Origin of the sequence: Pseudomonas sp. PA-7-1E, assembly GCF_021605325.1 — a bacterium.
GTDB classification, from domain to species: Bacteria; Pseudomonadota; Gammaproteobacteria; order Pseudomonadales; family Pseudomonadaceae; genus Aquipseudomonas; species Aquipseudomonas fluorescens_BV.
The window spans coordinates 1-21,723 of record NZ_WKFA01000013.1; the positions used below are offsets into that span (position 1 = coordinate 1).

The following is a 21,723-nucleotide window of genomic DNA, read 5'->3' on the forward strand; positions in this document are numbered from 1 at the left end:
TATTAGAGAAGAGAGAGTAACGGATGGGTAGGTTGTTGTGTCTGTTTGTTTTTTTTTTTTAAAAGAAAAAGACGACATACGTTTTTTGTCCTGTGGTCTCGGGGGCTGGGAGTGGTGAAAAAAAAAAAAATAATATTCGTAACCAGCCCCTGCCCCTTCCCTCCGCCTTGCCCCGCCACAACAACCCAACAAGCGCGCCGAGAGACAGCAAGATAAGCACCGCACCGTAGCCGTCCGTGGTCGCGATCAGCCCAAAGACGCGGCTCAGGTTACCCGCCAACAACGCCGGCACGCAGAACGCCAGGTAGCTCAATACATAGAACGCCGACATCAGGCCCGCCCGCTCATGGGGCAACGCCAGGCCCACGATGCTGCGCACACTGCCCATGAAGCCGCCGCCGAAGCCCAGGCCTGCGATCACACTGGCGACAAAGAACAGCCACAGGCTGGCGATGTTTACGGCAACCAGCAGCAACCCCACGCCCACGGCCAGCAGTGCAGCCGACACGCGCATGACCCTGTCAGCCGCGTGGTTGCGCAGGCTGTAGATCATCACCGCGCCGCTCAAGGTCACCACCGCCACCAGCCCGCCGCCGATCAAGTGCGAGGTCGACCCGGTGGCGACACCCACCAACGACGGTGCCAACGAGGAAAAGAACCCACCCAGCGCCCACACGGCCACATTCAATGGCATCGCCAGCCACAACGCGCGGCGCGCCTGCGGCGGCACATGCAGGGTTGGCGCCAGGGACTTCAAGGCGCCGGGTATGCGACTGACCGTTTCAGGCAGGCGCCACACATACAGAGCCTGCAACACCATCAAGCCCAGCAGGGTGTAGTAGATCAATTGGGTTGGCCACGGTGCGAACTCCACCAGCAGCCCGCTGCCCAGGCCGCCACTGGCCATGCCGAGCATCGGTGCAAGGCTGTTGAGCATCGGGCCGCGGACGCGGTCGGTATCGAGCAGCGTCGCACTCAATACCGCTGTGGCAGTGCCAGTCGCGAAGCCCTGCAGCGCGCGGGCGGCCAGCAGGCAGGCGGTGCTGTCCGCGTTGATAAACAGCAGCATCGCCACACTATTGAGCAGCAGCGCGACGAAGATCACCGGCTTGCGCCCCAGGTAATCCGAGAGCGACCCCACCGTCAGCAGGGCCGCCAGCAGGCTCACGGCATAGACACCGAAGATGGCGGTGAGCATGGCCGCCGAAAAATGCAGGTGGTCTTGATACACCTGGTACAACGGCGTCGGCGCGCTGGAGGCGGCGAGAAAGGTCAGCACCATGATCACTAGAAACGCCAGGCTGGACCGCTGAGAGATGACACTGGACATAGGCACGCTCCGCTAAAGCTAATATTTTGCTTTTATGCAGTGTGCTATTCGCTGGCGCTTAAAGCAAATTCTTTGTGTTAAGGTCTTGCCCATGGCGATCAAAGAAGGCCTCCGCCCGGGGGGCCGCAGTGCCCGGGTACAAGAATCCGTCCACAGGGCGGTGCGCGAATTGCTGGAGGCCCATGAGCGTTCCAGCGTCACCGTGCCGATGATTGCGGCATGTGCAGGCGTCACGCCGTCGACCATTTACCGGCGCTGGGGCGATCTGTCAGTACTGCTCGCCGACGTCGCCCTGGCCCGTATGCGCCCCGATACCGAACCGGCCAACACCGGCAGCCTGCGTGGCGACCTGCAAGCCTGGGCCGAGCAATACCTGGATGAGATGAGTTCGGACGTAGGCCGCAACATGATGCGCGACGTGCAAAGCAGCCCGACGCCAGGGTATTGCGTGAGCATCCTGAGTGGGCAGTTGCAGGTGATTGTTGACCGCTACCCGCAGGAACAGCCGCCGAGCGTTGACCATCTGATCAACCTGCTCGCCGCACCGACGGTGTTTCGTATTCTGTTTTCGGCAGAGCCTTTGGCGGTAGAAGAACTGCATGCCCTGATCGAGCTGGCACTAAAAAACTGAAGCGCGTGCGCCGACACAAAATGTGGGAGCTGGCTTGCCTGCGATGCAGACACCTCGGTACACCCGTCAAGCGAAGTCGATACCATCGCAGGCAAGCCAGCTCCCACATTTGTTCTGTGTGCATCCAATAAAAAACGGCCTCTGATGAGGCCGTTTTGTTATTTCCAATCCCACATCATGTACGCATCCCACGCCCACTCACCAGCAACCGCGCACAACCGATATACAGCACCACGGTCGCAACGATCATAAAGGTGATCGCCACACTGATCTTGATATCCGACACGCCCAGAATGCCGTAGCGGAAGGCGTTGACCATGTGCAGTACCGGGTTGGCCAGGGACACCGTCTGCCAGAACGGCGGCAGCAAGGTGATGGAGTAAAACACCCCGCCCAGGTAGGTCAGCGGCGTGAGCACGAAGGTCGGGATGATGGAAATATCATCGAAGTTGCGTGCGAACACGGCGTTGATAAAGCCTAGCAGCGAGAAGATCGTCGCCGTCAGCACGACCACCAGAATGGTGACCCCCAGGTGATGCACCTGCAGGTGGGTAAAGAACAGCGACAGCAGCGTCACGATCACCCCCACCATCAGGCCACGCAACACGCCGCCCAGGGTGTAGCCGATGAGGATGGTGTGCGGTGACACCGGCGAGACCATCAGCTCTTCGATGGAGCGCTGGAACTTGCTGCCAAAGAAACTCGACACCACGTTGCCGTAGGAGTTAGTGATCACCGACATCATGATCAGGCCCGGCACGATGTATTCCATGTAGGTGAAACCACCCATGTCGCCGATTTGCCGGCCGATCAGGTTACCGAAGATCACAAAGTACAGGACCATGGTGATCGCCGGCGGCAGCAGGGTCTGCGGCCAGATCCGGGTAAAGCGCTTCACTTCGCGATAGACAATGGTTTGCAGCGCGACAAGGTTGGGTTGCAGTTCGGAACTCATACCGCCACCTTCGCCAGATTTTTCTCCACCAGGGACACGAACAACTCCTCAAGGCGATTGGTTTTGTTACGCAGGCTCAACACTTCGATGTTCTGAGTCGCCAGCTGGGTGAACAGCGCGGTGATGCCCATGGCTTTGTCCACCTGCACCTCCAGGGTGTGGCTGTCCACCAGCCGGCTTGGGTAGCCGAGCAACTGCGGCGCCACCGACAGGTTGTTCTTCAGGTCGAGCAGGAAGGTTTCCACATGCAACTGGCCCAGCAGGTTGCGCATGCTGGTGTTCTCGACAATGGTGCCGTGGTCGATGATGCCGATGTTGCGGCACAACTGCTCAGCCTCTTCCAGGTAGTGGGTGGTGAGGATGATGGTGATGCCCTTCTCGTTCAGTTCGGTGAGGAAGGTCCACATCGAGCGGCGCAGCTCGATGTCCACGCCGGCGGTAGGTTCGTCGAGGATCAACAGGCGCGGCTCATGCACCAGCGCGCGGGCGATCATCAGGCGTCGCTTCATGCCACCGGACAGCGAGCGCGAAGGTACGTCACGCTTGTCCCACAGGCCCAGTTGAGTCAGGTACTGCTCGGCGCGTTCCTTGGCGACTTTCGCCGGAATGCCGTAGTAGCCGGCCTGGGTCACGACAATGTCGAAGGTCTTTTCGAACTGGTTGAAATTGAATTCCTGGGGCACCACGCCAATGGAGCGCTTGAGCGCTGCCGGGGATTTGTCCAGGTCGTGGCCGAAGATGTTCACCGTGCCGCTGGTCTTGTTGACCAGGGTGGAGAGAATGCCGATGGTGGTGGATTTGCCGGCACCGTTGGGGCCGAGCAAGGCGAAGAAGTCACCTTCGGCAACGTCCAGATCGATACCACTCAGGGCCTGGAAACCGTTGCCGTAGGTTTTGGTTAGCTGCCGGATGGACAGAGCGGAACTCATATGGAAGTACGCACCAAAGAAGGGAATAGAAAGAATAGATAAAGGCACACCGCAGGTAGTTCAACCTGCGATGCAGTGCGAGCATGGTGCGTGCCCATGCCGCACAAGTACAGTCACCCGTATTAATAGTGTGTATTAAGTCAACGCGGTCATCACCGCCTTGCGGTAGGCCGGGCGCTGTTGCAAGCGCTGGTACCAGGCCTCCAGATGGGGCATGGCAGGGCGTTCGATGGGCATCTCGAACCAGGCGTAGATGAAGCAGCCCAAGGGAATATCGCCCATGCCGAACGCCTGGCCGGACAGGTAGGGTTGCTCGGCGAGGGCTTGTTCGACGGTTTTGAGCGCGTCGATACAGGCTTGGCGCCCGGCATTGATGCTGTCCCAGTTTTGCTGGTCAGCCGGGGTGCGCACGATGCCCCAGAACACCGCTTTGAACGGATCGGCGAGCGTGGAAGTGGTCCAGTCCATCCACTTTTCGGCGTTGGCCCGGGCTTGCAGGTCGCTGGGGTAAAAGTCCGATGCCTGCTTGGCGCACAGGTAACGCACGATGGTGTTGGATTCCCATAGCACAAAGTCGCCATCTTCGATCACCGGCACCCGGCCATTGGGGTTCATGGCCCGGTATTGCGGGGTATCGACCACACCAAAAGCCCCGCCCGCATCAATTGCTTCATAGTCCAGGCCGAGTTCCTCGGCGCACCACAGTGCTTTCCTGACGTTTGATGAATTTTTACGACCCCAGATCTTCAGCATGACCGCGCCTTATCGTTGATGAACATGGCTTGATGAACGCAGCAGCATACGCCGGTTCAGCCGCGGCTTAAATCGCCCTGCATATCGCCGAGCAAGGTGGGCGCATCGTCGCCAAACAGGTGCGGGTAGCACTGGCGGATATGCCCGAAGAAAAATGCTTCGGGCACGTCAGCAAATTGCCCGTGGTCCACCACGTACTCCATAGAACGCTGGCCCTGGCGATTGAACGCGTGGAACACGCTGTCGTGCAGCCCATCGAATTCCAACGGCGGCACGTCGAACACTTCGCACAGTTGCTGGTTGAACGCCGGAGTGGCCTTGACCCAGCGGCCGTTCAGGTAAAGCTCGGTATAACCGTGCATGGCGAACACGTCACTTTTGAGCAGAGCGAGCAGTCGCGGTGTGGACAGGTGGTTGCGCACGTCCGCCAGGCCAATGCGTGCGGGAATGCCGCAGTGGCGCGCGCAAGCGGCGAGCAACGTAGCTTTGGGCACACAGTAGCTTTCGCCGGCCGCCAGGGCGAAGCTGGCGCTCAAGGTGTTGGGGTCACGGCTGAAGGTATAGGGGTTGTAGCGAATGGCCTCGCGCACGGCGTAGTAAAGACTGACTGCCTGGTCACTTAAATCCGGGCGGGTTCCGCGATGTTTCTCGGCGAACTCCACCACCACAGGGTGGTCACTATCGATGAAGCGGCTGGGACTCAAGTACGTATTCATGAGCTTGATCTCCGAGGGGAGCCTGGAGTTTAACCACCAGGCCTGCCAGAGAGATAACGACGATTCGGCCAAATGCCGGCGCCGGCTGATGGGTTGCCCAGTACACCTTGTTACACCCTGATCACCCGGCTTGTTCGGATGCCGACTAAGCTCCCTGGTGGTTTCGCCCCTGGTTCACGGAGGATTGAATATGCTGTTGTTGTGGATACTGGTGCTGGTGGTCGGCATTGCCTACCTGGCACACCGCCGTACTGCCCCCCTGCCCGCCCTGGGCGTGGTCGCCGTCTACCTGCTGGCGATGGGCGCCTGGAGCCACGCACCGGGTTGGCTGCTGCTGATCCTCTGGGTACTCCTGGCCGTGGTGGCCGCGCCTTTGTTGCTGCCTGACCTGCGCCGCCAATACTTCACCAAGCCGCTGTTGAGCTGGTTCCAGAAAGTGCTGCCGCCGATGTCCGAGACCGAGCGCGATGCGATTGATGCCGGTACCGTGTGGTGGGACGGCGAGCTGTTCAGTGGCCGCCCGGACTGGGACAAATTGCTGGCCTACCCCAAGGCGCAATTGACCGAGGAAGAGCAGGCGTTCATCGACGGCCCCACCGAAGAACTCTGCGCCATGGTCAGCGACTGGGAAATCGGCCAGGCCATGGACCTGCCGCCGCAAGCCTGGGAACACATCAAGACCCATGGCTTCTTCGCCCTGATCATTCCCAAGGAGTACGGTGGCAAGGGCTTCTCCGCCTATGCTCACTCCCAGGTCGCCATGAAGCTCGCGACCCGCAGTGGTGACCTGGCCTCCACCGTGATGGTCCCCAACTCACTCGGCCCCGCCGAACTGCTGCTGCACTACGGCACCGAGGAACAGCGCAATCATTACCTGCCGCGCCTGGCCCGTGGCGACGACATCCCGTGCTTCGCCCTCACCGGCCCGCTGGCCGGCTCCGATGCGGGCGCCATGCCCGACACCGGCGTGATCTGCAAAGGCGAATGGGAAGGCAAGGAAACCCTCGGCCTGCGCCTGAACTGGGAAAAGCGCTACATCACCCTCGGCCCCGTCGCGACCTTGCTCGGCCTGGCCTTCAAGGCTCATGACCCAGACCACCTGCTGGGTGAAGAAGAAGACCTGGGCATCAGCCTCGCGTTGATTCCTACCGACACCCCTGGCGTGGAAATCGGCCGTCGTCACCTGCCGCTTGGCGCCGCTTTCATGAACGGCCCCAACTCCGGCAAGGATGTGTTCATCCCCCTGGAATACCTGATTGGTGGCCAGGAAATGCTCGGCAAGGGCTGGATGATGCTGATGAACTGCCTGTCGGTCGGCCGTTCGATCTCGCTGCCCGCCGTCGGCACCGGCGCCGCCAAGTTCACCAGCCTGGTGACCGGGCAATACGCCCAGGTGCGCGAACAGTTCAACGTACCGCTGTCGGCCTTCGAAGGCATCCAGGAAGCCCTGGCACGCATCGGTGGCAACGCCTGGCTGATGGACAGCGCGCGCATGCTCACCGCCAACGCCGTGGACCTGGGCGAGAAGCCGTCGGTGTTGTCGGCGATCCTCAAGTATCACCTGACCGAACGCGGCCGTGAGTGCATCAGCCACGCCATGGACGTGCACGGCGGCAAGGGCATCATCATGGGCCCCAACAACTACCTGGGCCGCAACTGGCAGGGCGCACCGATCTTCATCACCGTGGAAGGCGCAAATATCCTTTCGCGTAACCTGATGATCTTCGGCCAGGGCGCGATTCGCTGCCACCCCTTCGTGCTCAAGGAAATGGCCCTGGCCGGCCGCGAAGACCATGACCAGGCGTTGAAGGAATTCGACGGCCTGCTGATGCAACACATCGGCTTCGCCGTCAGCAACGCCGCCAGCACCCTGGTGCTGAACCTGGGCTTCGGGCACTTCGAAAAAGCCCCGGGCAACCGTTTGAGCCAGGGCTACTTCCGTGCCCTGAACCGCCAGGCGGCTGCGTTTGCCCTGCTGGCCGACCTGAGCATGATGTTGCTGGGTGGCGAGCTCAAGCGCCGCGAACGCTTGTCCGCTCGCCTGGGTGATGTGCTCAGCCACATGTACCTGGCGTCGGCGGCGCTCAAGCGTTATCACGACCTGGACTCGCCGGACCATCTGGAGCCGCTGTTTGCCTGGGCCATGGAAGAAAGCCTGGGCGAATCGGAACGCGCATTGGATGAGCTGCTGAGCAACTTTCCGAACAAGGTGCTGGGCTGCCTGTTGCGGGTGATCGTGTTCCCGTTCGGGCGTCGTCATACCGGGCCGTCCGACGCTCTGGATGCCGAAGTGGCAGCCGTGATCGGCCGCGCCAAAGGCGACCCGACCCTGGAAGAATTGCTGGCCGGCTGTTATCGCCCGCAATCAGCAGAAGATCCCGTGGGCGCCCTGCAACATGCCTACGACCTGCTCGGTGCCAGTCACCCCTTGCAGAAAAAACTCCACAGCGCGCTCAAAAGCGGCCAGGTCAAGCCGGCTGCCGGCGAGCATGCCATCGACGCAGCCCTGCAGGCCGGCGTGCTGCAACCGGCCGAGGCACAAACCTTGCGCGATGCCGAGGCTGCGCGACGCAAGGTGATCGACGTGGATGATTTCAGCAAGGAAGAGCTGATGCAGGCAGAAGGTAAAGTCCGCTGAGTCGGGCGGTCATATAAAAACGGGCGCGAGAGGCTTATACTCCCGCGCCCGTTTTTGCTTTAGAGGCCTTATCTCGTGTCCAACGTCGTTGCCGATCATCTTGTCTTGCTCGACCACTTGCGCAGCATCCTGGTTGCCGTCGGCGAAGCCGAACAGGTACCCGAGGAAAGCCACTCGCTGTTCCTGGAGCGTTTCGACGAACTGCGCGCCCTGTTGCCAATCGACCCGATCGAAAGCCAGTACCTGGGCCAGGACCTGATGAGCCAGGTCATCCTGCGCTACCCGCAAATCGCCCACCTGGTGCCCCGTGACCTGCTGTGGTTCTTTGGTGGCGACTGCCTGCACTTCATGCCCGACGAAGAACTGGACCTGTACCAGGCCCTGGAAGAACGTCGCTATGAAGCCGAACAGAACGACGAACCGTTCGACTGGAACCAGGAAAAACAGCTGCTGGCGATGCCTCAGGACCAGAGCAAGCACTGACAACTATGCTCGTTCCTACGCTCTGCGTGGGAACCTATCCTGTGACGCTCTGCGTCACCCGTGCACAGGCATAAAGGCAGGACGCGGAGCGTCCAGGTGGCATTCCCACGCAGAGCGTGGGAACGAGCAACCGCGCTCCTACCGTCGGCGCAGCGTGGGCTCCCTGGCCATGCACTCCACCAGATAATCGATAAACACCCGCAACTTCGGCGGCAGGTAACGTGTGGGCGAATGCAGCAACCACGCCTCGCCATGGTACGACGCAATAAAATCCCACCCCGGCAACACCTGCACCAAATCTCCTGCTTCCAATGCGTGCCGCGCGGTGAAATACGGCAAGCTGGCAATCCCGACATGCTGCAACGCAGCCTCCAGTCGCACCCCGGTGTGGTTCGCCGCATACCGGCCGCGTACGCCGACCGTTACCGCCTTGCCAGCCTGGCGAAACTTCCAGCGTGAATCTCCCGCTGTCTCACCCAGATAGATGCAACTGTGCCCGAGCAGATCATGGGGATGGCTCGGTGTACCGTGCTCGGCCAGGTACTGCGGCGTCGCGCACAGCAAATGTTCGATGGGCAACAGTTGGCGCCCGACCAAACCTGGCGGTGGGCTGTCGGTGATGCGGATGCTCAAGTCGACGTTGTCGTCGATCAAATCCACATGCCTGTCTTCCAGGATCAATTGCACATCCACCTTGGGATAGCGCCGCAAAAATTCCGGCATATGCGGGTGCACCACGAATCGCCCCACCGCCTTGGGTACACTGACCCGCACCAGGCCCTCGGCTTCATGGGTAAATTGCCCACTGATTTCCATCACCGAGCGCGCCGCATTGACCATCTCCTGGCAACGCTTGAATACCTCCTCGCCGCCCTCGCTCAGGCGCAGCTTGCGCGTGGTGCGTTGCAGCAGGCGCGTGGCCAGGGCTTGTTCCAGGCGCGAGATGCTGCGGCTCACCGCCGAAGGTGAAACGCTGAGTTGCCGCGCCGCTTCGGAGAAGCTGCCGGTTTCCACGACCTTGACGAAAATCGCCATTTCACCCAATAGCGGCAAAGGAAGATTGATGCTCATGACGCACAGGTCCATTGATAATTGAGCGGATTATCACCCATCTGCGCACTATTTATACTGCCCACAGAACCCTGATGCGGATGTAGATGATGACCGAGCGCCTGTTTTTTACCCACGACCACCTGACGGCCGAGCTGGAAGTGCTCAGTTGCACCCCGTACGAAGAGCAATTCGCCGTGATTGTGCAGTCGACCATTTTCCATCCTCAAGGCGGAGGCCAGCCGTCCGACACCGGCTGGCTCGGCGACAGCCAGGTGCTGCGAGTCATGCAGGAAGCCGAACAGGTGGTGCACTACGTCGACCGACCTCTGGAGCCCGGCCTCGTCGTTGCACGAGTCGACGCACAGCGGCGCGCCTTGCATACGCGTCTGCATTCGGCGGGGCACTTGATCGGCAATGCCGGCGAACGCCTGGGCTGGATGCCGATCAAGGCCCACCATTGGCCCGGCGAAGGCAAGATCACTTTTATCCGTGGCGAGACCGCGCAAGACATGGATGCGCAGGCGCTCCAGCAGTGGGTCAACACATGGATCGCCGCCGACTATTCCCGCCATATGACGCTGGAAGACGGCACCCGCGAAGTCGGCTTCGGCGAATTACCGGCGTACGCCTGTGGCGGTACGCATGTTCAAGCGTTGAGCGAACTGGGCCAGGTAACGATCCTGGCGTTGTCGGAGAAAAAAGGCGCGCTCTCGGTGCGCTACAGCCTCGCTGATACCCTGACACTGTAGGAGCGAGCTTGCTCACGAAGACCGTTAACGATAACGCGGGGCACCTGATTCCCATCGGCGCCCTTTGGTTTTTCGCGAGCAAGCTCGCTCCTACAGGGCCACGCTCGGCTGGCCCGATTCATTGATGAACGACTTCAACGTCGACACCGTCGCCGCCGGGTCACGCGGGTCGCTGATCGCACGAAAATTCGTCAACATGGTGTTGGCCGCCAACTCCACCGACACATACCCACGCTGGCGACTGTCGAAAAACTTCACATGGGGGTTGAGCGGCATGATCTTCATGAACGCGTCGTAGGGAGGGCCATCTGAGGTGACCGACGAGCCGACGAACTCGGTGGCGACCACCGCCGAGTCTGGCCTGTCGGCGTCGAGATGCAGGTCGGTGGCCCAGAACGAATGTATATCCCCTCCCCAGAACACCGGGTTCTTCACGCGATTGCGCACGATCGACGCCAGCATCCGTGAGCGGTTCGCCATGTAGCCATCCCAGCCATCGGTCCAGCGGCCAAGCTTATGGTTGGTCAAGTCACGCTGCATCAGCGGCGCCACCAGCAAATCCTGGGCGATGACATTCCACTGCGCACTGGACTGGGCAAACCCCTGGTCCAGCCAAGACTCTTGTTGCCAGCCGAGCAACGTGCGGCCAGGGTCACGCAGGTCGCTGCAAGGGGTGGTGACAATATGCCCTTGGTGGCTGCCATTGGCCGCGATGCAGGGTTGCTCGGAACGGTACTGGCGACCGTCGAGCACATGAAAACGCGCGAGCCGCCCATAGTCCAGGCGCCGGTAGATGCGCATGTCCGGCCCCTTCGGCACGCTGCTGGCACGCAGGGGCATGTGTTCATAAAACGCCTGGTACGCCGCGGCCCGTTGCTTGAGAAACTGCGCCACCGCCACCTTCGGGTCCTGGGACCAGCGGTTGGCGTAGTCATTCTGTACTTCGTGGTCGTCCCAGGTTACGACGCCGGGAGCCGCGGCGTGCAGGGCCTGCAGGTCTGGATCAGTCTTGTACAGTGCGTAGCGGTTGCGGTAATCACTCAGGCTTTGCGCATTGCCGCTGCCGTGCGAACGAAACACCTTGCCCGACTCCGCAGCATAGGAACTGTCGTAGATGTAATCACCGAGGAAAAACACCAGGTCCGGCTGCTCGGCGGCAAGGTGTCGGTAGGCGCTGAAATAGCCACGTTCCCAGTGCGAGCAGGACACAAACCCCAGCCGGGCCGAGGCCATGGCCTGCAGCGGCGGCATCGTGCGCGACTGGCCCACCGGGCTCTGCGCACCGAGCCCTTCAAACTGGTACCAATACGGCCGATCCGCCGCCAGCCCCGCCACTTCGACATGCACTGCGTGAGCGAAACGCGGCGTCGCCAGTACTTCGCCCTGCTTCACAATGCGCGTCATCGCCGCATCGCTGGCCACCCGCCAACGCAGCGGCACCGAGCGACTCAGGCCGCCACGGCCATCCGCGGCGTTGAACAACGGCGCCAGGCGCGTCCAGATCACAAAGCCATCTGGCAACGGGTCACCGGAAGCCACGCCAAGGGTGAACGGATAATCCACCCCGGCACTGCGCGCAAACGGGCTGAGAATCGAAAACGCGGTAGCGACCGCCAGCCCGCCAAGGACCCGGCGCCGGCCGTGGTCCACTTCGCCGCTCACAGGCAGCGCTCCCAGTCGTCGCGCACGGTGGCAAACCCGAGCAAGTCCTCATACACGCCGTTCTTTAAAAACGCCTGGCGCATGCAGCCTTCATAACGCAGGCCGATCTTTTCCATGACCCGCGCCGATTCCTTGTTGCGCGCGAAACACTGGCTGCCCACGCGCTGCAACCCTAGCGCCTCGAACCCGAAGTCCATCACCGCGCTCGCCGCTTCAGCCGCATATCCCTGGTTACGGCAGTGCGCCGCCACCCAGCCACCCAAGTGCCCATAGTGATGGCGAGCGTTGATGCGCAGGCTGACCATGCCGACCAATTCGTCAGTGCTGCGCACATGCATCCCCAGGTTCAGCAGTTCACCGGTGCGGTACTTGTCGGCGGCCCCGGCAATAAAATCCTGGGCGGTTTCCAAGGTGTAGGGCGATGGAATGTTCGCCGTGTTGTCGGCAATTTTCGGCCCGTTGGCAAGCGTGAAAAGCACCTGCGCCTGATGCATTTGCAGGGCGCGCAACAGCAGTCGCGGGGTCGTCAATTGAGGCAGTGCAGTGGGCATGGGAGCCGGCTCTCAAGATAAATTTCTCAAGCATGGATGCCCCGAGTGTCAGTTTCATTACGCCCGAAAACTGACCGGTAAGTTTTCTGAAAGACGCGTCCTAGAGCCTCTAAACGGTCAATTAAAGTTAACCAATCGGTCATTTTTGGCTGTTAGCGTTTTGCCCCTAATTCAATGACGGGGTAACGGAATGAGAACCTGGGACGAACCCAAGAAACGCAAGGCGCACATCGAGCTGATCCCGATGATCGACGTGATGATGTTCCTGCTGGTGTTTTTCGTACTGGTGAGCCTGAACGTGATTCCCGCGCTCGGCATGAAGACCCAATTGCCCAGCGCCAGCAGTTCGCAGCAGCTCAAGCCGCAAAACAAATTCATCCTCACCCTGGGCCTGGAAGGCCAGTTGCAACTGGACGGCAAGGACCTGACGGTGGAGGCCCTGGTGCCGGCGCTGAAGGCGGCCGAAAAGCCCGATACCAAGTCGACGATCATCGTCAACAGCGACAAAGGCGTGGAGGTTTCGCGCCTGGTGGAAGTGATGGACACCCTGCGCCTGGGTGGCTTCACCTCCGTGTCCATCGCCACGCGTAAGTCCTGATCATGTACGTTCTGTTTCGTGCGCGTCAGCTGCTGGGCAGTGTTCCGGCCCTGATCGCCCTGGTGCTGATTGCACTGGGTATCCAGTCCCAGACGTTGAAGGTCGAGCCGGTGTATGACGAGTCGGCGGTCGAATTGGCCTTGGTTGAGCCGGAACCGGAAGTCATACCGGAACCGGTGGTGGAGCAAGAACCGCCACCGCCGGTGATTGAAGAGGAAGAGGCCGAGCCGGCGCCCCCGCCGCCACCGCCCAAGCCGCTGCCAAAACCCGAACCCAAGCCAAAGCCAAAACCTGTGCCCAAGCCTGCGCCCGTGGTCGCCAAGCCCGTGCCGACGCCGCCACCGGTGGCCGCCAAGCCAGCCCCGGCCGCCGTCACCCAAGCGGCACCGACGCCTGCCCCACCGGCGCCACCGAAGGTCGATGGCCAGGCCCTGGAAAGCGGTTATCTCAAAGGCTTGCGCAACGAACTGGACACCTACAAGCAGTACCCCACCGGGCGCCAGGCGTCCCTCGAACGCCCGAGCGGCGAGGTGGTGGTGTGGCTGTTGGTAGACCGTCAGGGCCGCGTCCTCGACTCAGGTTTACAAACCCAGGCCTCGAGCATGTTGCTCAACCGGGCAGCCACCAACAGCTTGCGTCGCATCAAGCAAGTCAAACCGTTCCCCGAGCAGGCCTTCGGGGGGCGAAATGAGCAGCGCTTCACCGCCACCTTCAACTACAGCGTGCAATAAGCACCCGACACCAGGACGACAGTGATGAAGTTCACCCGTATTCATCTGGCACTTGTGGCCGCGACAAGCATGAGCCAGGGACTGGTCATGGCAGAGACCAGCGACAGTGATGTCGGCACCATTGGGGTACAAGGCAAGGCGACCGCCGGGGGCGGTTACATGGTGCCGGAGGAAAGCATCAAGGGCCGCTCCACGGTGACCAAGGAAGCACTGGATAAACAGGCGGCCACCGGCAATGCCATCGACAAACTCAAGTACACCCCAGGCTTGAACATCTCCAGTGAAGACAACACCGGCCTGTCGGGCTTTCGCTTCACCATGCGCGGCATGAACTCCGACCAGGTGGGCATGTCGGTGGACGGCATGCCGATCAACGACTCCGGCAACTACGCGCTGTATTCCAACCTGCTGGGCGACCCGGAAAACATCGACCAGATCTTCGTCACCCAGGGCGCTTCGGAATCCGACGGCCCGCACATTGGTTCCAGCGGGGGCAACATTGGCATCGTGACCATTCGCCCGACCAAGGAAACCGGCGCCTTCGTCAAACAGGTCGTCGGCAGCAATGCCACGCGCAAGACTTTTGCCCGCCTCAATACCGGCGAAATCAACGGCCTGAGCAACTGGCTGTCGGTGTCCCATACCGAAGGTGAGATGTGGCGCGGTTCGGGCGCGGTACGCGCGGACAAGGTGGAGTGGAACAGCTTTTTCGACGCTGGCAATGGCAACACCGCCAACCTGATCCTCAAGTACCACGAGCAGGACAACAACAGTTACAGCCAGTTGACCAAGGCGCAGTTCCAGCAATATGGCCGCAAGTACGACCCTTATCCGGCAACACCCAGCGTGGGGAGCAACGGCAAGTACAACAGCTATTACGCCCTGGCGCAGAACCCGTTCCAGACGTTTACCGCCGTGCTCAACACCCAGTTCAAACTGGCCGATAACCTCGCACTGTCGGTGATCCCGTATTACTACTGGGGCAATGGCAGCGGCGTCGGTTCATCCAGCTATGCCCTCAACCGTGGCTCCAACCAGGGCGGTGTGTTCGACCTCGGCAACCTGCCCACGGCCGCCCAATACAACGCCGACGGAACACCCAACAGCGGCGTGTACTACCGCCCTTCACGCACGCAAACCTGGCGTCCGGGTATCACCACCAAGCTGACCTGGGACCTTGGCGACCACAGCCTGCAATTCGGTTACTGGTACGAGCGCGCACGCCAGAGCCAGACCCAGCCGTTCATTCCGCTCAAGAGCAACGGCAAGCCAGTGGATACCTGGCCAGATTCCAACAGCGCCATCGTCGATGCCAACGGCAACACCGTGCAGGGTCGCGACCGTTTCACCGTGACGCCAGCGCAAAAGGTCTGGGCCCAGGACACCTGGTACATCAACCCGGACTGGACCCTCATCGCAGGCCTGGCCTACATGAACGTCGAGCGTGAAGGCACCAACCACGGCAGCCTCAACGAACGCCCGGAAAAACGTAACCAGACCTACAACAAACTGCTGCCCAACGCCGGCCTGAAATACCAGCTGGACGAGCGTGACCAGTTGTTCTACAGCCTGTCGCGCAACATGCGGGTACCGCAGAACTACGTGCTCTACGACAAAGGCGCCGGCTCGATCGACGCCGAACCGGAAACCAGCTGGAACCATGAACTGGGCTGGCGCTACAGCGGCGACGACATGAACCTGGCCGCCACCCTGTTCTACATGGACTTCAAGAACCGCCAGGTTTCGTCCCGGGACATCAACGGTGACTTTGCCGACATCAACGCCGGCTCCGTGGTCAACAAAGGCCTGGAGCTGGAGTGGAGCGGCCAGTTGCCCCACCACTTCAATTACTACACCTCCTACACCTACACCAAGGCCGAGCAGCAGGATGACCTGACCGTCTACAACGCCGGCAAACCCATCGTGCTGCCCACCAGTGGCAAGCAGTTCGCCAACGTGCCCAAGAACATGCTGGCGGCCAACATCGGGTATGACGATGGGCGCTTCTACGGCACCTTCGGTGGCAAGTACACCAGCAAGCTCTACGGCGACCTGACCAACGACGAGGCGATTTCCGGTCGCACCGTGTTCAACCTCGGCGCCGGTATTTACCTGCCGGTGGACAAGAAAGTGGTCAAGGACGCGACCCTGCGCCTGAACGTCGACAACCTGTTCGACAAGAAATACCTGGACGGCGTGTACACCACCAAGACCAACGCGGCCAGCTACAGCGGTTTCCGCGATGGCGACCCCGCGTACATCGTCGGCCTGGACCGTACCGTCACGGTTTCGCTGGAAGCGAATTTCTAAGACTCACCCCAAGAGGAACACCATCATGGATATGAACCTGCTCCACGACGTCACTTTCTATGTGATGTACGCGGCGATGGCCATTGCGATCTTCATCGCCATCGAACGCGGTATCTACTTCGCCTACGTACGCCGCCAGGCACGCGCATTGATCGACGCCCTGGGCGCCAATGTGCACAGCGAGCGTGACCTGCCGGACAACCTGAGCCGTCGCGACAGCCTGCCGCTGAACATGATCTTGCCGGTGCTGGCCCAGAAGGCGACCCACGGTTCGCGCAAGGACCTGGACGACGAAATCGATACCCAATACCTGAAGACCCGCGCCCCACTGGCCCGCAGCCTGTGGATCATCGAGACCATCACCACCGCCGCCCCACTGCTGGGCCTGCTGGGCACCATTCTCGGCATCATCGACACCTTCAAGGCGCTGGCCACCGCGGGCGTATCGGACCCAGGGCAGATTTCCGGTGGTATCGGGACGGCCTTGTTTGCCACGGGATTAGGTATCGCCATCGCGCTTTTTTGCGTGGTGTTCCACAACTTCTTCCAGGACAGCCTGGAGCGCATCAACGACCAGTTGAAGATCCTGTTGATCCGCGCCGCCACCGGCGCCCGCGCACAGGATGAAGTGACTCATCGCGTGCCCACCCCGCTGCACAGCCGCACAGCCTGACCTGCAGGGCGGGCGCCTTGGGCGCTCGCCTTTACCTTTGGTGCGATGAGACGCTTATGTCCCTTTCGATAAAGTTGCGTATTGCCGGCCTGACCGGCTTGCTCCTCAGTCCGCTGGCCCAGGCGGACTTTTCCATTCCAGGTTTTGAATTGGTGCATACCGTGCCTGTGGACACCGCCCTGGGCACCGACGATTTGCGCCAGCCCGGCCCGGTATGGATCGAGCTGTTCGACGGCGCCAAAAGCCACATTGATATCGGCCAGTTCTACGCCGCGGACCACCCTGGCTCGGTGATGAACAGCGTGCTTGAACACCTGGAAGCCGCCGGCAAACGCGGCGTGAAGATTCGTTTCCTGCTCGAAGAAAAAGGCATCAAGCTGTCGGATGCCGCCACCCTGGAACGCTTGCGCGCCATTCCCAACCTGACCTTGCGCGTGCTGCCCTACGGGCAACTGAGCGGCGGCATCATCCACGCCAAGTACCTGCTGGTGGATGGCAAGCAGGCGTTTGTCGGCAGTCAGAATTTCGACTGGCGCGCCTTGGAACATATCCACGAAACCGGGCTGCGGATCACTGACGAAACGGTGGTGGGCCAGGTGCAGGCGATCTTCGAGCAAGACTGGCAAGCCCAGGCAGCGCTGGAGGGTAAACAACCGGTGCCGCTACCCGCCAGCGGCCCGGCACCCGCACGTACCGGCAACTACCTGGTGGCCAGCCCGCAACGCTACAACCCGCCCGGCGTGGGCGACTCACAGCTGGAACTGCCGCGCCTGCTGGGCGAAGCCCAAAAAGAGGTGCGCGTGCAATTGCTCGACTACGCGCCGCTGTCCTACGGACCGGATCGAACCCGGCCGTACTACGCGGTGATCGACAACGCCGTGCGCGCCGCCGCAGCCCGTGGCGTGTCGATCAAACTGATGGTGTCCAACTGGAATACCGACCCGCTGGAACTGCCCTATCTCAAGAGCCTGGTGGTGCTGCCCAATATTGAGATCAAGATCGTCACCCTGCCCGAAGCCAAGCAAGGCTTTATCCCTTATGCGCGGGTGATACACAGCAAAACCATGGAGATCGACGGGCAAGTGGCGTGGGTCGGCACCAGCAATTGGTTGGGCGGCTACCTGGATAATTCGCGCAATCTGGAGGTGGTGATGCGCAGTGAGGCGATGGCCAGGCGTGTAGGCCAGTTGCATGAACAACTGTGGGATGGGCCTTACGCTAGAGCCTTGAGCGTGACGCAAGAGTATCCCGCGCCCCACCCTGGCCAGCATTGACCTTGGGCACCTGAGTAATGGTAGTGTGTGGAAATGTTTCTGTCTCTTCCGTCAGAAATCTCCTACTCACTACCTGCAAAGGAATGCCTTCAACCATGCACTTTCCACTTAAGCAATTGGCGGTTGCCACCCTGTTCGCCGCCAGCCTTTCGGCCGTCGCCACGCCCGCATTCGCCAACATCAGCGCGGACCAGAGCACGGCAATCCTGAAGCAGTTCAACGAGACCTCGGTTACCGATTTCCGCGGTTTCCTCGGCACTCTGGCCCAGGGCGAGCTGGGCAAAGCGGCCGACACCGGCCCGGCTATCAGCGCGTTTGTGGGCAACAAACCCCTGAGCGCCGAGCAACAGAACGAGATCAATCGCCTGCTGGGCATTTACACCCGCGTTAAATATGGCAAAGCCGCGCTCGAAACCCTGCGTGAACTGGTGGAAGTCCCGACGTTCAACGTAGACGGTCTGCCACAGTACAAAAACCCGGAATTCCTCAAGATTGCCGCAAAGATCGAGGCCCTGGCCAAGTCCTTCAACCTGAACTTCCGTAACGTCGACAACCGCGTGTACGAAATTTCCCTGGAAGGCAGCGGTGATGAAGTCGTGGGTGTGCACGCCCATGCCGATGTGGTGCCCGTTACCCCGGAAAACTGGGTGCTGCAAGACGGTACCAAACTCGACCCGTTCAAGGTCACGCTGATTGGCGACCGCATGTATGGCCGCGGTACCGAGGATGACAAGAACGGCATCGTGGTGGCGATGTACGCCATGAAAGTGATCAAGGAAGAAAAACTGCCACTGGCGCGCACGTTCAAACTGCTGGTAGACACCACTGAAGAAACCGCCGGTGATGCCATTCCTTACTACTTCGAACGCAACCCCGTGCCGCAATACAACCTGGCGCTGGATGGCGGTTACCCGGTGGTGATAGCCGAAAAAGGCTCGGGTACCGTGATGGCCACCTTCCCGGTGCGCAAGGGCGAAGGCAAAGGCGCAGAAATCATCGCGATGACCGGCGGCAAGGCGAACAACCAGATTCCATCGGCCTCGGTGGCCACGCTGGTCAGCGACACCCCCGCCGAACTGGCCGCCAGCCTGCAACAGGCCGGTGCCGACTATGCCAAGCGCAACGGTGGCGACTTCCAAGTGACGGCCAAGGTCGATGGCAAGGATGTCAAACTCACGGTTACCGGCGTATCCGCTCACTCTTCCGAGCCTGAAACCGGGGTCAACCCGGTGGCGCGCATGCTGGACCTGATCCACAGCCTCGACGGCAAGGTCGCCCTCCAGCACAACCACATCACCGATGCCGCGCGCTATGCCGCCGACAACTGGGGCCTGGATTACCTGGGCGGCAAATTGGGTGTGGGCTACGCGGATGATTTCATGGGGCCGTTGACCACCTCGCTGACGTTTGTGGGGCAGGATGACAAAGCCTTCAAACTGGCCGTGAACCTGCGCGCACCGAAAGGTAAAACCCCGGAGGCGCTCAAGGCGCAAATCGAACAGAAGCTGAACGCCTGGGACAAGAACGCCAAGGTCAACGTGAGCTTCACTTACTCGTTGGACACGCCGATGTACCGCAACCCTGAAGGCGAATGGGTAAAAGCCTTGCTGGCAGTGGCCACTGAAAACCTGGGCATGGCGCACAAATTCGGCACCTCGGCCGGCGCAACCTCGGTGCACGACCTGCCCAACGGCGTGCAATTCGGCCTGGCCCGCCCGGAAGAGAAGTACACCGGGCACACCGACAGCGAATTCAAAACCGTCGACCAGTTCCTGCTGGACCTGCAGATCGTCACCGAAATGATGGGCCGCGTCGGGCAATTGCCGAAGCTCTGACCCATCTGGTACCCAAGCGAGGCTGCGAAGGCAGCGGCACAGGCACCCTCTTCAGCGCCTGAACCACCGCTTTCGCAGCCTCGCTGAAGCTCGACAGCTCCCACAGGGGATCGGCGGTGTGGGTGAGATCTCGCTTTGCAGGGCCATCGCGTCAAACACGACTCGGCAACAATGACAGCTCTTCAGCCTTGCAACATCAGCATGTCCTCAAAGAACCCCCCCACCGGCTCAGTGGGATGGCACAGCTGGATCTCCAATACCCAGGCCATTTCACTCGGTGGGATCTCCAGGTCAGCCAACTCCTTGCTTTCGAACAATGCATGGGGAAAATGCGCAAGGCGGTGCCCCGCCAGGTTGCGCGCCAGCCTCCAGCCCTTTGACGCAGCGCTCTGCTCGGCGAAGTCGTAGAGCTCACGCCCGGTCAGACCACGCAGCCACGCCTGGCGTGTTTCATCGAAGACTTCATGCAAGGCCGTCGTACAGGCCTGGTGCAACGGCCCATCGCCAAACACAAACGTATCGCCATAGTCGCCTTCGTAGCCATCCCACACCGGGCCAAGATCGACCACGGCAATGTCATTAGCGCGCAGCCTGCGCTGACGATCAATACCCTCGCGCGGTGGGCGCACAGTGTCGGCGCCAAAACGAATGTAGGTCGGATGCCAAGTGTGCGAAGCGCCCATGGCCTGCAGTTGCCTCGCGGCCATCTCAAGGGCCTCGCCGGTGGTCATGCCGACTTTCAACTGGCTGGCAATCACCGCCAGGGCACGTATGGATTTTTCCCGCGCCGCCAGCATGCCGTCCAAGGAATAACGCGGGCCGACTTTCTCCCACACCGGGTCAAACGATAGGGAGACTGCTCCAGCACTTGACCGACCACTGGCGACAAACGCCTCCGCGATAAACCGGTGGCTGGGCAACCCCGCTTCAAGGCAGTGGATGCGTACCTGGCCGAGCATTGCACCGTTGCCGCACGCATAGACCTGGGCCTGTTCCCACTGATGCCCATGACTCATTGCAACCTCCTGAACCCTGCCCTCGGAGGACCGCACGGGATGCCAGCGAAAACGGGGATGCTCAAGCATCAGGTGGTCGAGGAAAGCGCTGTCATAAAAGTCTGCCGATTGCGCGCCGCCCCAATACAACGTCACGTCGGCATCGCGCTTGAGCGCGGTCAGCAAGATAGGCTTGATGCCCGCGTAACCAGTACCCGTAGCGAATAGCACCACGGGCGCCGCCTCATCGTCCTGCCAGGTACAGGCACCAAACGGCCCTTCCACGTGCAGACGCTCACCCACGGCGAGACCCCCCAGGATACCCTCGGAAAAATACCCGCCACTCACCCGGCGAATCTGGAAGACCAAGCGCCCATCGTCCTCATCGGGCAGGTTGGCAATCGAGAAGCAGCGCGTGTCACCGTCCGCCAGGTGGAACTTGAGGTATTGGCCAGCCCGCACCGCCACTGGGGTTTCGGGCATCAATACCAACTCGATCACATCGGGGCCCAGCGCACGCTTGCTGTGAACCTGCGCCGCCACTACCAGCGCGGGGGTATCCAGCGACCAGCCGGGAATATGCAGGCGCATGTCGCCACAGGCGTGGCTCTGGCATAACAACATCTCATTGGCTGCCAAAGGATAAGAAGGCTGCGGCGCACCCGGCGCCAGGCGTTTGGCCCGGTACGCACCTTCGGCGACCACCACCTTGCACGAACCGCAGGCGCCACGGCGGCAGGAGAACGGCACGGCCAGGCCACTGGCGAGCATGGCCTCGAGCAAGAGTTCATCGCCCGCTTCAAAGCTTTTCCCCGAGGGCGACAGTTCGATGACATGACGTTTATTCATAAAGACCT

Annotated in this window: 18 protein-coding genes and 1 pseudogene; 10 read left to right on the top strand and 9 right to left on the bottom strand. The window is 61.0% G+C overall.

What is annotated here, in order from left to right; translation table 11 throughout:
* Nucleotides 1–154: 154 nt before the first annotated feature.
* Nucleotides 155–1,330: pseudogene (locus GIW79_RS11005) on the bottom strand (MFS transporter); the annotation flags it as partial.
* A gap of 91 nt (nt 1,331–1,421) precedes the next feature.
* Between GIW79_RS11005 and GIW79_RS11010 the strand changes: the two are divergent.
* On the top strand, nt 1,422–1,961 hold the full coding sequence (locus GIW79_RS11010; RefSeq protein WP_014717782.1) for a TetR/AcrR family transcriptional regulator: 540 nt from the start codon (nt 1,422–1,424) through the stop codon (nt 1,959–1,961).
* Between the two features lie 175 nt (nt 1,962–2,136).
* On the opposite strand, the gene GIW79_RS11015 is transcribed toward GIW79_RS11010, so the two are convergent.
* From GIW79_RS11015 to GIW79_RS11030, 4 genes are all read right to left on the bottom strand, one after another.
* A complete protein-coding gene (locus GIW79_RS11015; protein WP_005786689.1) occupies nt 2,137–2,916 on the bottom strand; it encodes an ABC transporter permease in 780 nt (259 codons plus the stop codon).
* A complete protein-coding gene (locus GIW79_RS11020) occupies nt 2,913–3,845 on the bottom strand; it encodes an ABC transporter ATP-binding protein (protein WP_014717781.1) in 933 nt (310 codons plus the stop codon). Before GIW79_RS11020 ends, GIW79_RS11015 begins: the two co-directional genes overlap by 4 nt.
* Before the next feature lie 135 nt (nt 3,846–3,980).
* Complete coding sequence (locus GIW79_RS11025; protein WP_032892575.1) at nt 3,981–4,598, bottom strand: glutathione S-transferase family protein; 618 nt, start codon at nt 4,596–4,598, stop codon at nt 3,981–3,983.
* Nucleotides 4,599–4,654: 56 nt separating this feature from the next.
* Nucleotides 4,655–5,314: a transglutaminase-like domain-containing protein gene (locus tag GIW79_RS11030; RefSeq protein WP_054897863.1), complete on the bottom strand. Its 660-nt coding sequence runs from the start codon at nt 5,312–5,314 to the stop codon at nt 4,655–4,657.
* Between the two features lie 190 nt (nt 5,315–5,504).
* On the opposite strand from GIW79_RS11030, the gene GIW79_RS11035 reads away from it, so the two are divergent.
* Nucleotides 5,505–7,952 carry an acyl-CoA dehydrogenase gene (locus GIW79_RS11035; RefSeq protein WP_236452526.1) on the top strand — a complete coding sequence of 816 codons (2,448 nt, stop codon included), beginning with the start codon at nt 5,505–5,507 and terminating at the stop codon, nt 7,950–7,952.
* Nucleotides 7,953–8,027: 75 nt separating this feature from the next.
* On the top strand, nt 8,028–8,435 hold the full coding sequence (locus GIW79_RS11040) for a PA2817 family protein (RefSeq protein ID WP_003190109.1): 408 nt from the start codon (nt 8,028–8,030) through the stop codon (nt 8,433–8,435).
* Nucleotides 8,436–8,573: 138 nt separating this feature from the next.
* On the opposite strand, the gene GIW79_RS11045 is transcribed toward GIW79_RS11040, so the two are convergent.
* Nucleotides 8,574–9,506 carry a LysR family transcriptional regulator gene (locus GIW79_RS11045; protein ID WP_236452520.1) on the bottom strand — a complete coding sequence of 311 codons (933 nt, stop codon included), beginning with the start codon at nt 9,504–9,506 and terminating at the stop codon, nt 8,574–8,576.
* Nucleotides 9,507–9,595: 89 nt separating this feature from the next.
* On the opposite strand from GIW79_RS11045, the gene GIW79_RS11050 reads away from it, so the two are divergent.
* Nucleotides 9,596–10,237, top strand: a complete 642-nt coding sequence (locus GIW79_RS11050; RefSeq protein WP_034127270.1) for a serine-tRNA(Ala) deacylase AlaX — start codon at nt 9,596–9,598, stop codon at nt 10,235–10,237.
* 90 nt (nt 10,238–10,327) lie between these two features.
* Here GIW79_RS11050 and GIW79_RS11055 read toward each other — a convergent pair whose 3' ends face one another.
* Both GIW79_RS11055 and GIW79_RS11060 read right to left on the bottom strand, forming a co-directional pair.
* Nucleotides 10,328–11,899: an alkaline phosphatase D family protein gene (locus GIW79_RS11055; protein WP_236452519.1), complete on the bottom strand. Its 1,572-nt coding sequence runs from the start codon at nt 11,897–11,899 to the stop codon at nt 10,328–10,330.
* A complete protein-coding gene (locus GIW79_RS11060) occupies nt 11,896–12,450 on the bottom strand; it encodes a GNAT family N-acetyltransferase (RefSeq protein WP_034127227.1) in 555 nt (184 codons plus the stop codon). The genes GIW79_RS11055 and GIW79_RS11060 overlap by 4 nt, the downstream gene beginning before the upstream one ends.
* Nucleotides 12,451–12,640: 190 nt before the next feature.
* Between GIW79_RS11060 and GIW79_RS11065 the strand changes: the two genes are divergently transcribed.
* From GIW79_RS11065 to GIW79_RS11090, 6 genes are all read left to right on the top strand, one after another.
* Nucleotides 12,641–13,048 carry an ExbD/TolR family protein gene (locus GIW79_RS11065; protein WP_014717774.1) on the top strand — a complete coding sequence of 136 codons (408 nt, stop codon included), beginning with the start codon at nt 12,641–12,643 and terminating at the stop codon, nt 13,046–13,048.
* A 2-nt stretch (nt 13,049–13,050) separates the two neighbouring features.
* On the top strand, nt 13,051–13,779 hold the full coding sequence (locus tag GIW79_RS11070; RefSeq protein WP_054921700.1) for an energy transducer TonB family protein: 729 nt from the start codon (nt 13,051–13,053) through the stop codon (nt 13,777–13,779).
* A gap of 24 nt (nt 13,780–13,803) precedes the next feature.
* Nucleotides 13,804–16,089 carry a TonB-dependent receptor gene (locus GIW79_RS11075; RefSeq protein WP_034127226.1) on the top strand — a complete coding sequence of 762 codons (2,286 nt, stop codon included), beginning with the start codon at nt 13,804–13,806 and terminating at the stop codon, nt 16,087–16,089.
* A gap of 25 nt (nt 16,090–16,114) precedes the next feature.
* Complete coding sequence (locus GIW79_RS11080) at nt 16,115–16,762, top strand: MotA/TolQ/ExbB proton channel family protein (RefSeq protein ID WP_034127225.1); 648 nt, start codon at nt 16,115–16,117, stop codon at nt 16,760–16,762.
* Between the two features lie 56 nt (nt 16,763–16,818).
* Complete coding sequence (locus GIW79_RS11085; RefSeq protein WP_054897854.1) at nt 16,819–18,036, top strand: phospholipase D-like domain-containing protein; 1,218 nt, start codon at nt 16,819–16,821, stop codon at nt 18,034–18,036.
* Between the two features lie 95 nt (nt 18,037–18,131).
* On the top strand, nt 18,132–19,871 hold the full coding sequence (locus tag GIW79_RS11090) for a dipeptidase (RefSeq protein ID WP_127881408.1): 1,740 nt from the start codon (nt 18,132–18,134) through the stop codon (nt 19,869–19,871).
* Nucleotides 19,872–20,053: 182 nt separating this feature from the next.
* Here the strand turns inward: GIW79_RS11090 and GIW79_RS11095 are convergent, their stop codons facing one another.
* Nucleotides 20,054–21,715 (bottom strand): M24 family metallopeptidase, encoded by a 1,662-nt coding sequence (locus GIW79_RS11095; RefSeq protein WP_236452518.1) that lies wholly within the window; start codon nt 21,713–21,715, stop codon nt 20,054–20,056.
* Nucleotides 21,716–21,723 lie beyond the last annotated feature (8 nt).

Bases quoted from the DNA above. Each gene is read 5' to 3' on its own strand.
- GIW79_RS11095 (WP_236452518.1), bottom strand. From the start codon at position 21,715: ATGAATAAACGTCATGTCATCGAACTGTCGCCCTCGGGGAAAAGCTTT.
- GIW79_RS11060 (WP_034127227.1), bottom strand. From the start codon at position 12,450: ATGCCCACTGCACTGCCTCAATTGACGACCCCGCGACTGCTGTTGCGC.
- GIW79_RS11025 (WP_032892575.1), bottom strand. From the start codon at position 4,598: ATGCTGAAGATCTGGGGTCGTAAAAATTCATCAAACGTCAGGAAAGCA.
- GIW79_RS11070 (WP_054921700.1), top strand. From the start codon at position 13,051: ATGTACGTTCTGTTTCGTGCGCGTCAGCTGCTGGGCAGTGTTCCGGCC.
- GIW79_RS11065 (WP_014717774.1), top strand. From the start codon at position 12,641: ATGAGAACCTGGGACGAACCCAAGAAACGCAAGGCGCACATCGAGCTG.
- GIW79_RS11075 (WP_034127226.1), top strand. From the start codon at position 13,804: ATGAAGTTCACCCGTATTCATCTGGCACTTGTGGCCGCGACAAGCATG.
- GIW79_RS11015 (WP_005786689.1), bottom strand. From the start codon at position 2,916: ATGAGTTCCGAACTGCAACCCAACCTTGTCGCGCTGCAAACCATTGTC.
- GIW79_RS11050 (WP_034127270.1), top strand. From the start codon at position 9,596: ATGACCGAGCGCCTGTTTTTTACCCACGACCACCTGACGGCCGAGCTG.
- GIW79_RS11020 (WP_014717781.1), bottom strand. From the start codon at position 3,845: ATGAGTTCCGCTCTGTCCATCCGGCAGCTAACCAAAACCTACGGCAAC.
- GIW79_RS11045 (WP_236452520.1), bottom strand. From the start codon at position 9,506: ATGAGCATCAATCTTCCTTTGCCGCTATTGGGTGAAATGGCGATTTTC.
- GIW79_RS11090 (WP_127881408.1), top strand. From the start codon at position 18,132: ATGCACTTTCCACTTAAGCAATTGGCGGTTGCCACCCTGTTCGCCGCC.
- GIW79_RS11030 (WP_054897863.1), bottom strand. From the start codon at position 5,314: ATGAATACGTACTTGAGTCCCAGCCGCTTCATCGATAGTGACCACCCT.
- GIW79_RS11010 (WP_014717782.1), top strand. From the start codon at position 1,422: ATGGCGATCAAAGAAGGCCTCCGCCCGGGGGGCCGCAGTGCCCGGGTA.
- GIW79_RS11035 (WP_236452526.1), top strand. From the start codon at position 5,505: ATGCTGTTGTTGTGGATACTGGTGCTGGTGGTCGGCATTGCCTACCTG.
- GIW79_RS11080 (WP_034127225.1), top strand. From the start codon at position 16,115: ATGGATATGAACCTGCTCCACGACGTCACTTTCTATGTGATGTACGCG.
- GIW79_RS11085 (WP_054897854.1), top strand. From the start codon at position 16,819: ATGTCCCTTTCGATAAAGTTGCGTATTGCCGGCCTGACCGGCTTGCTC.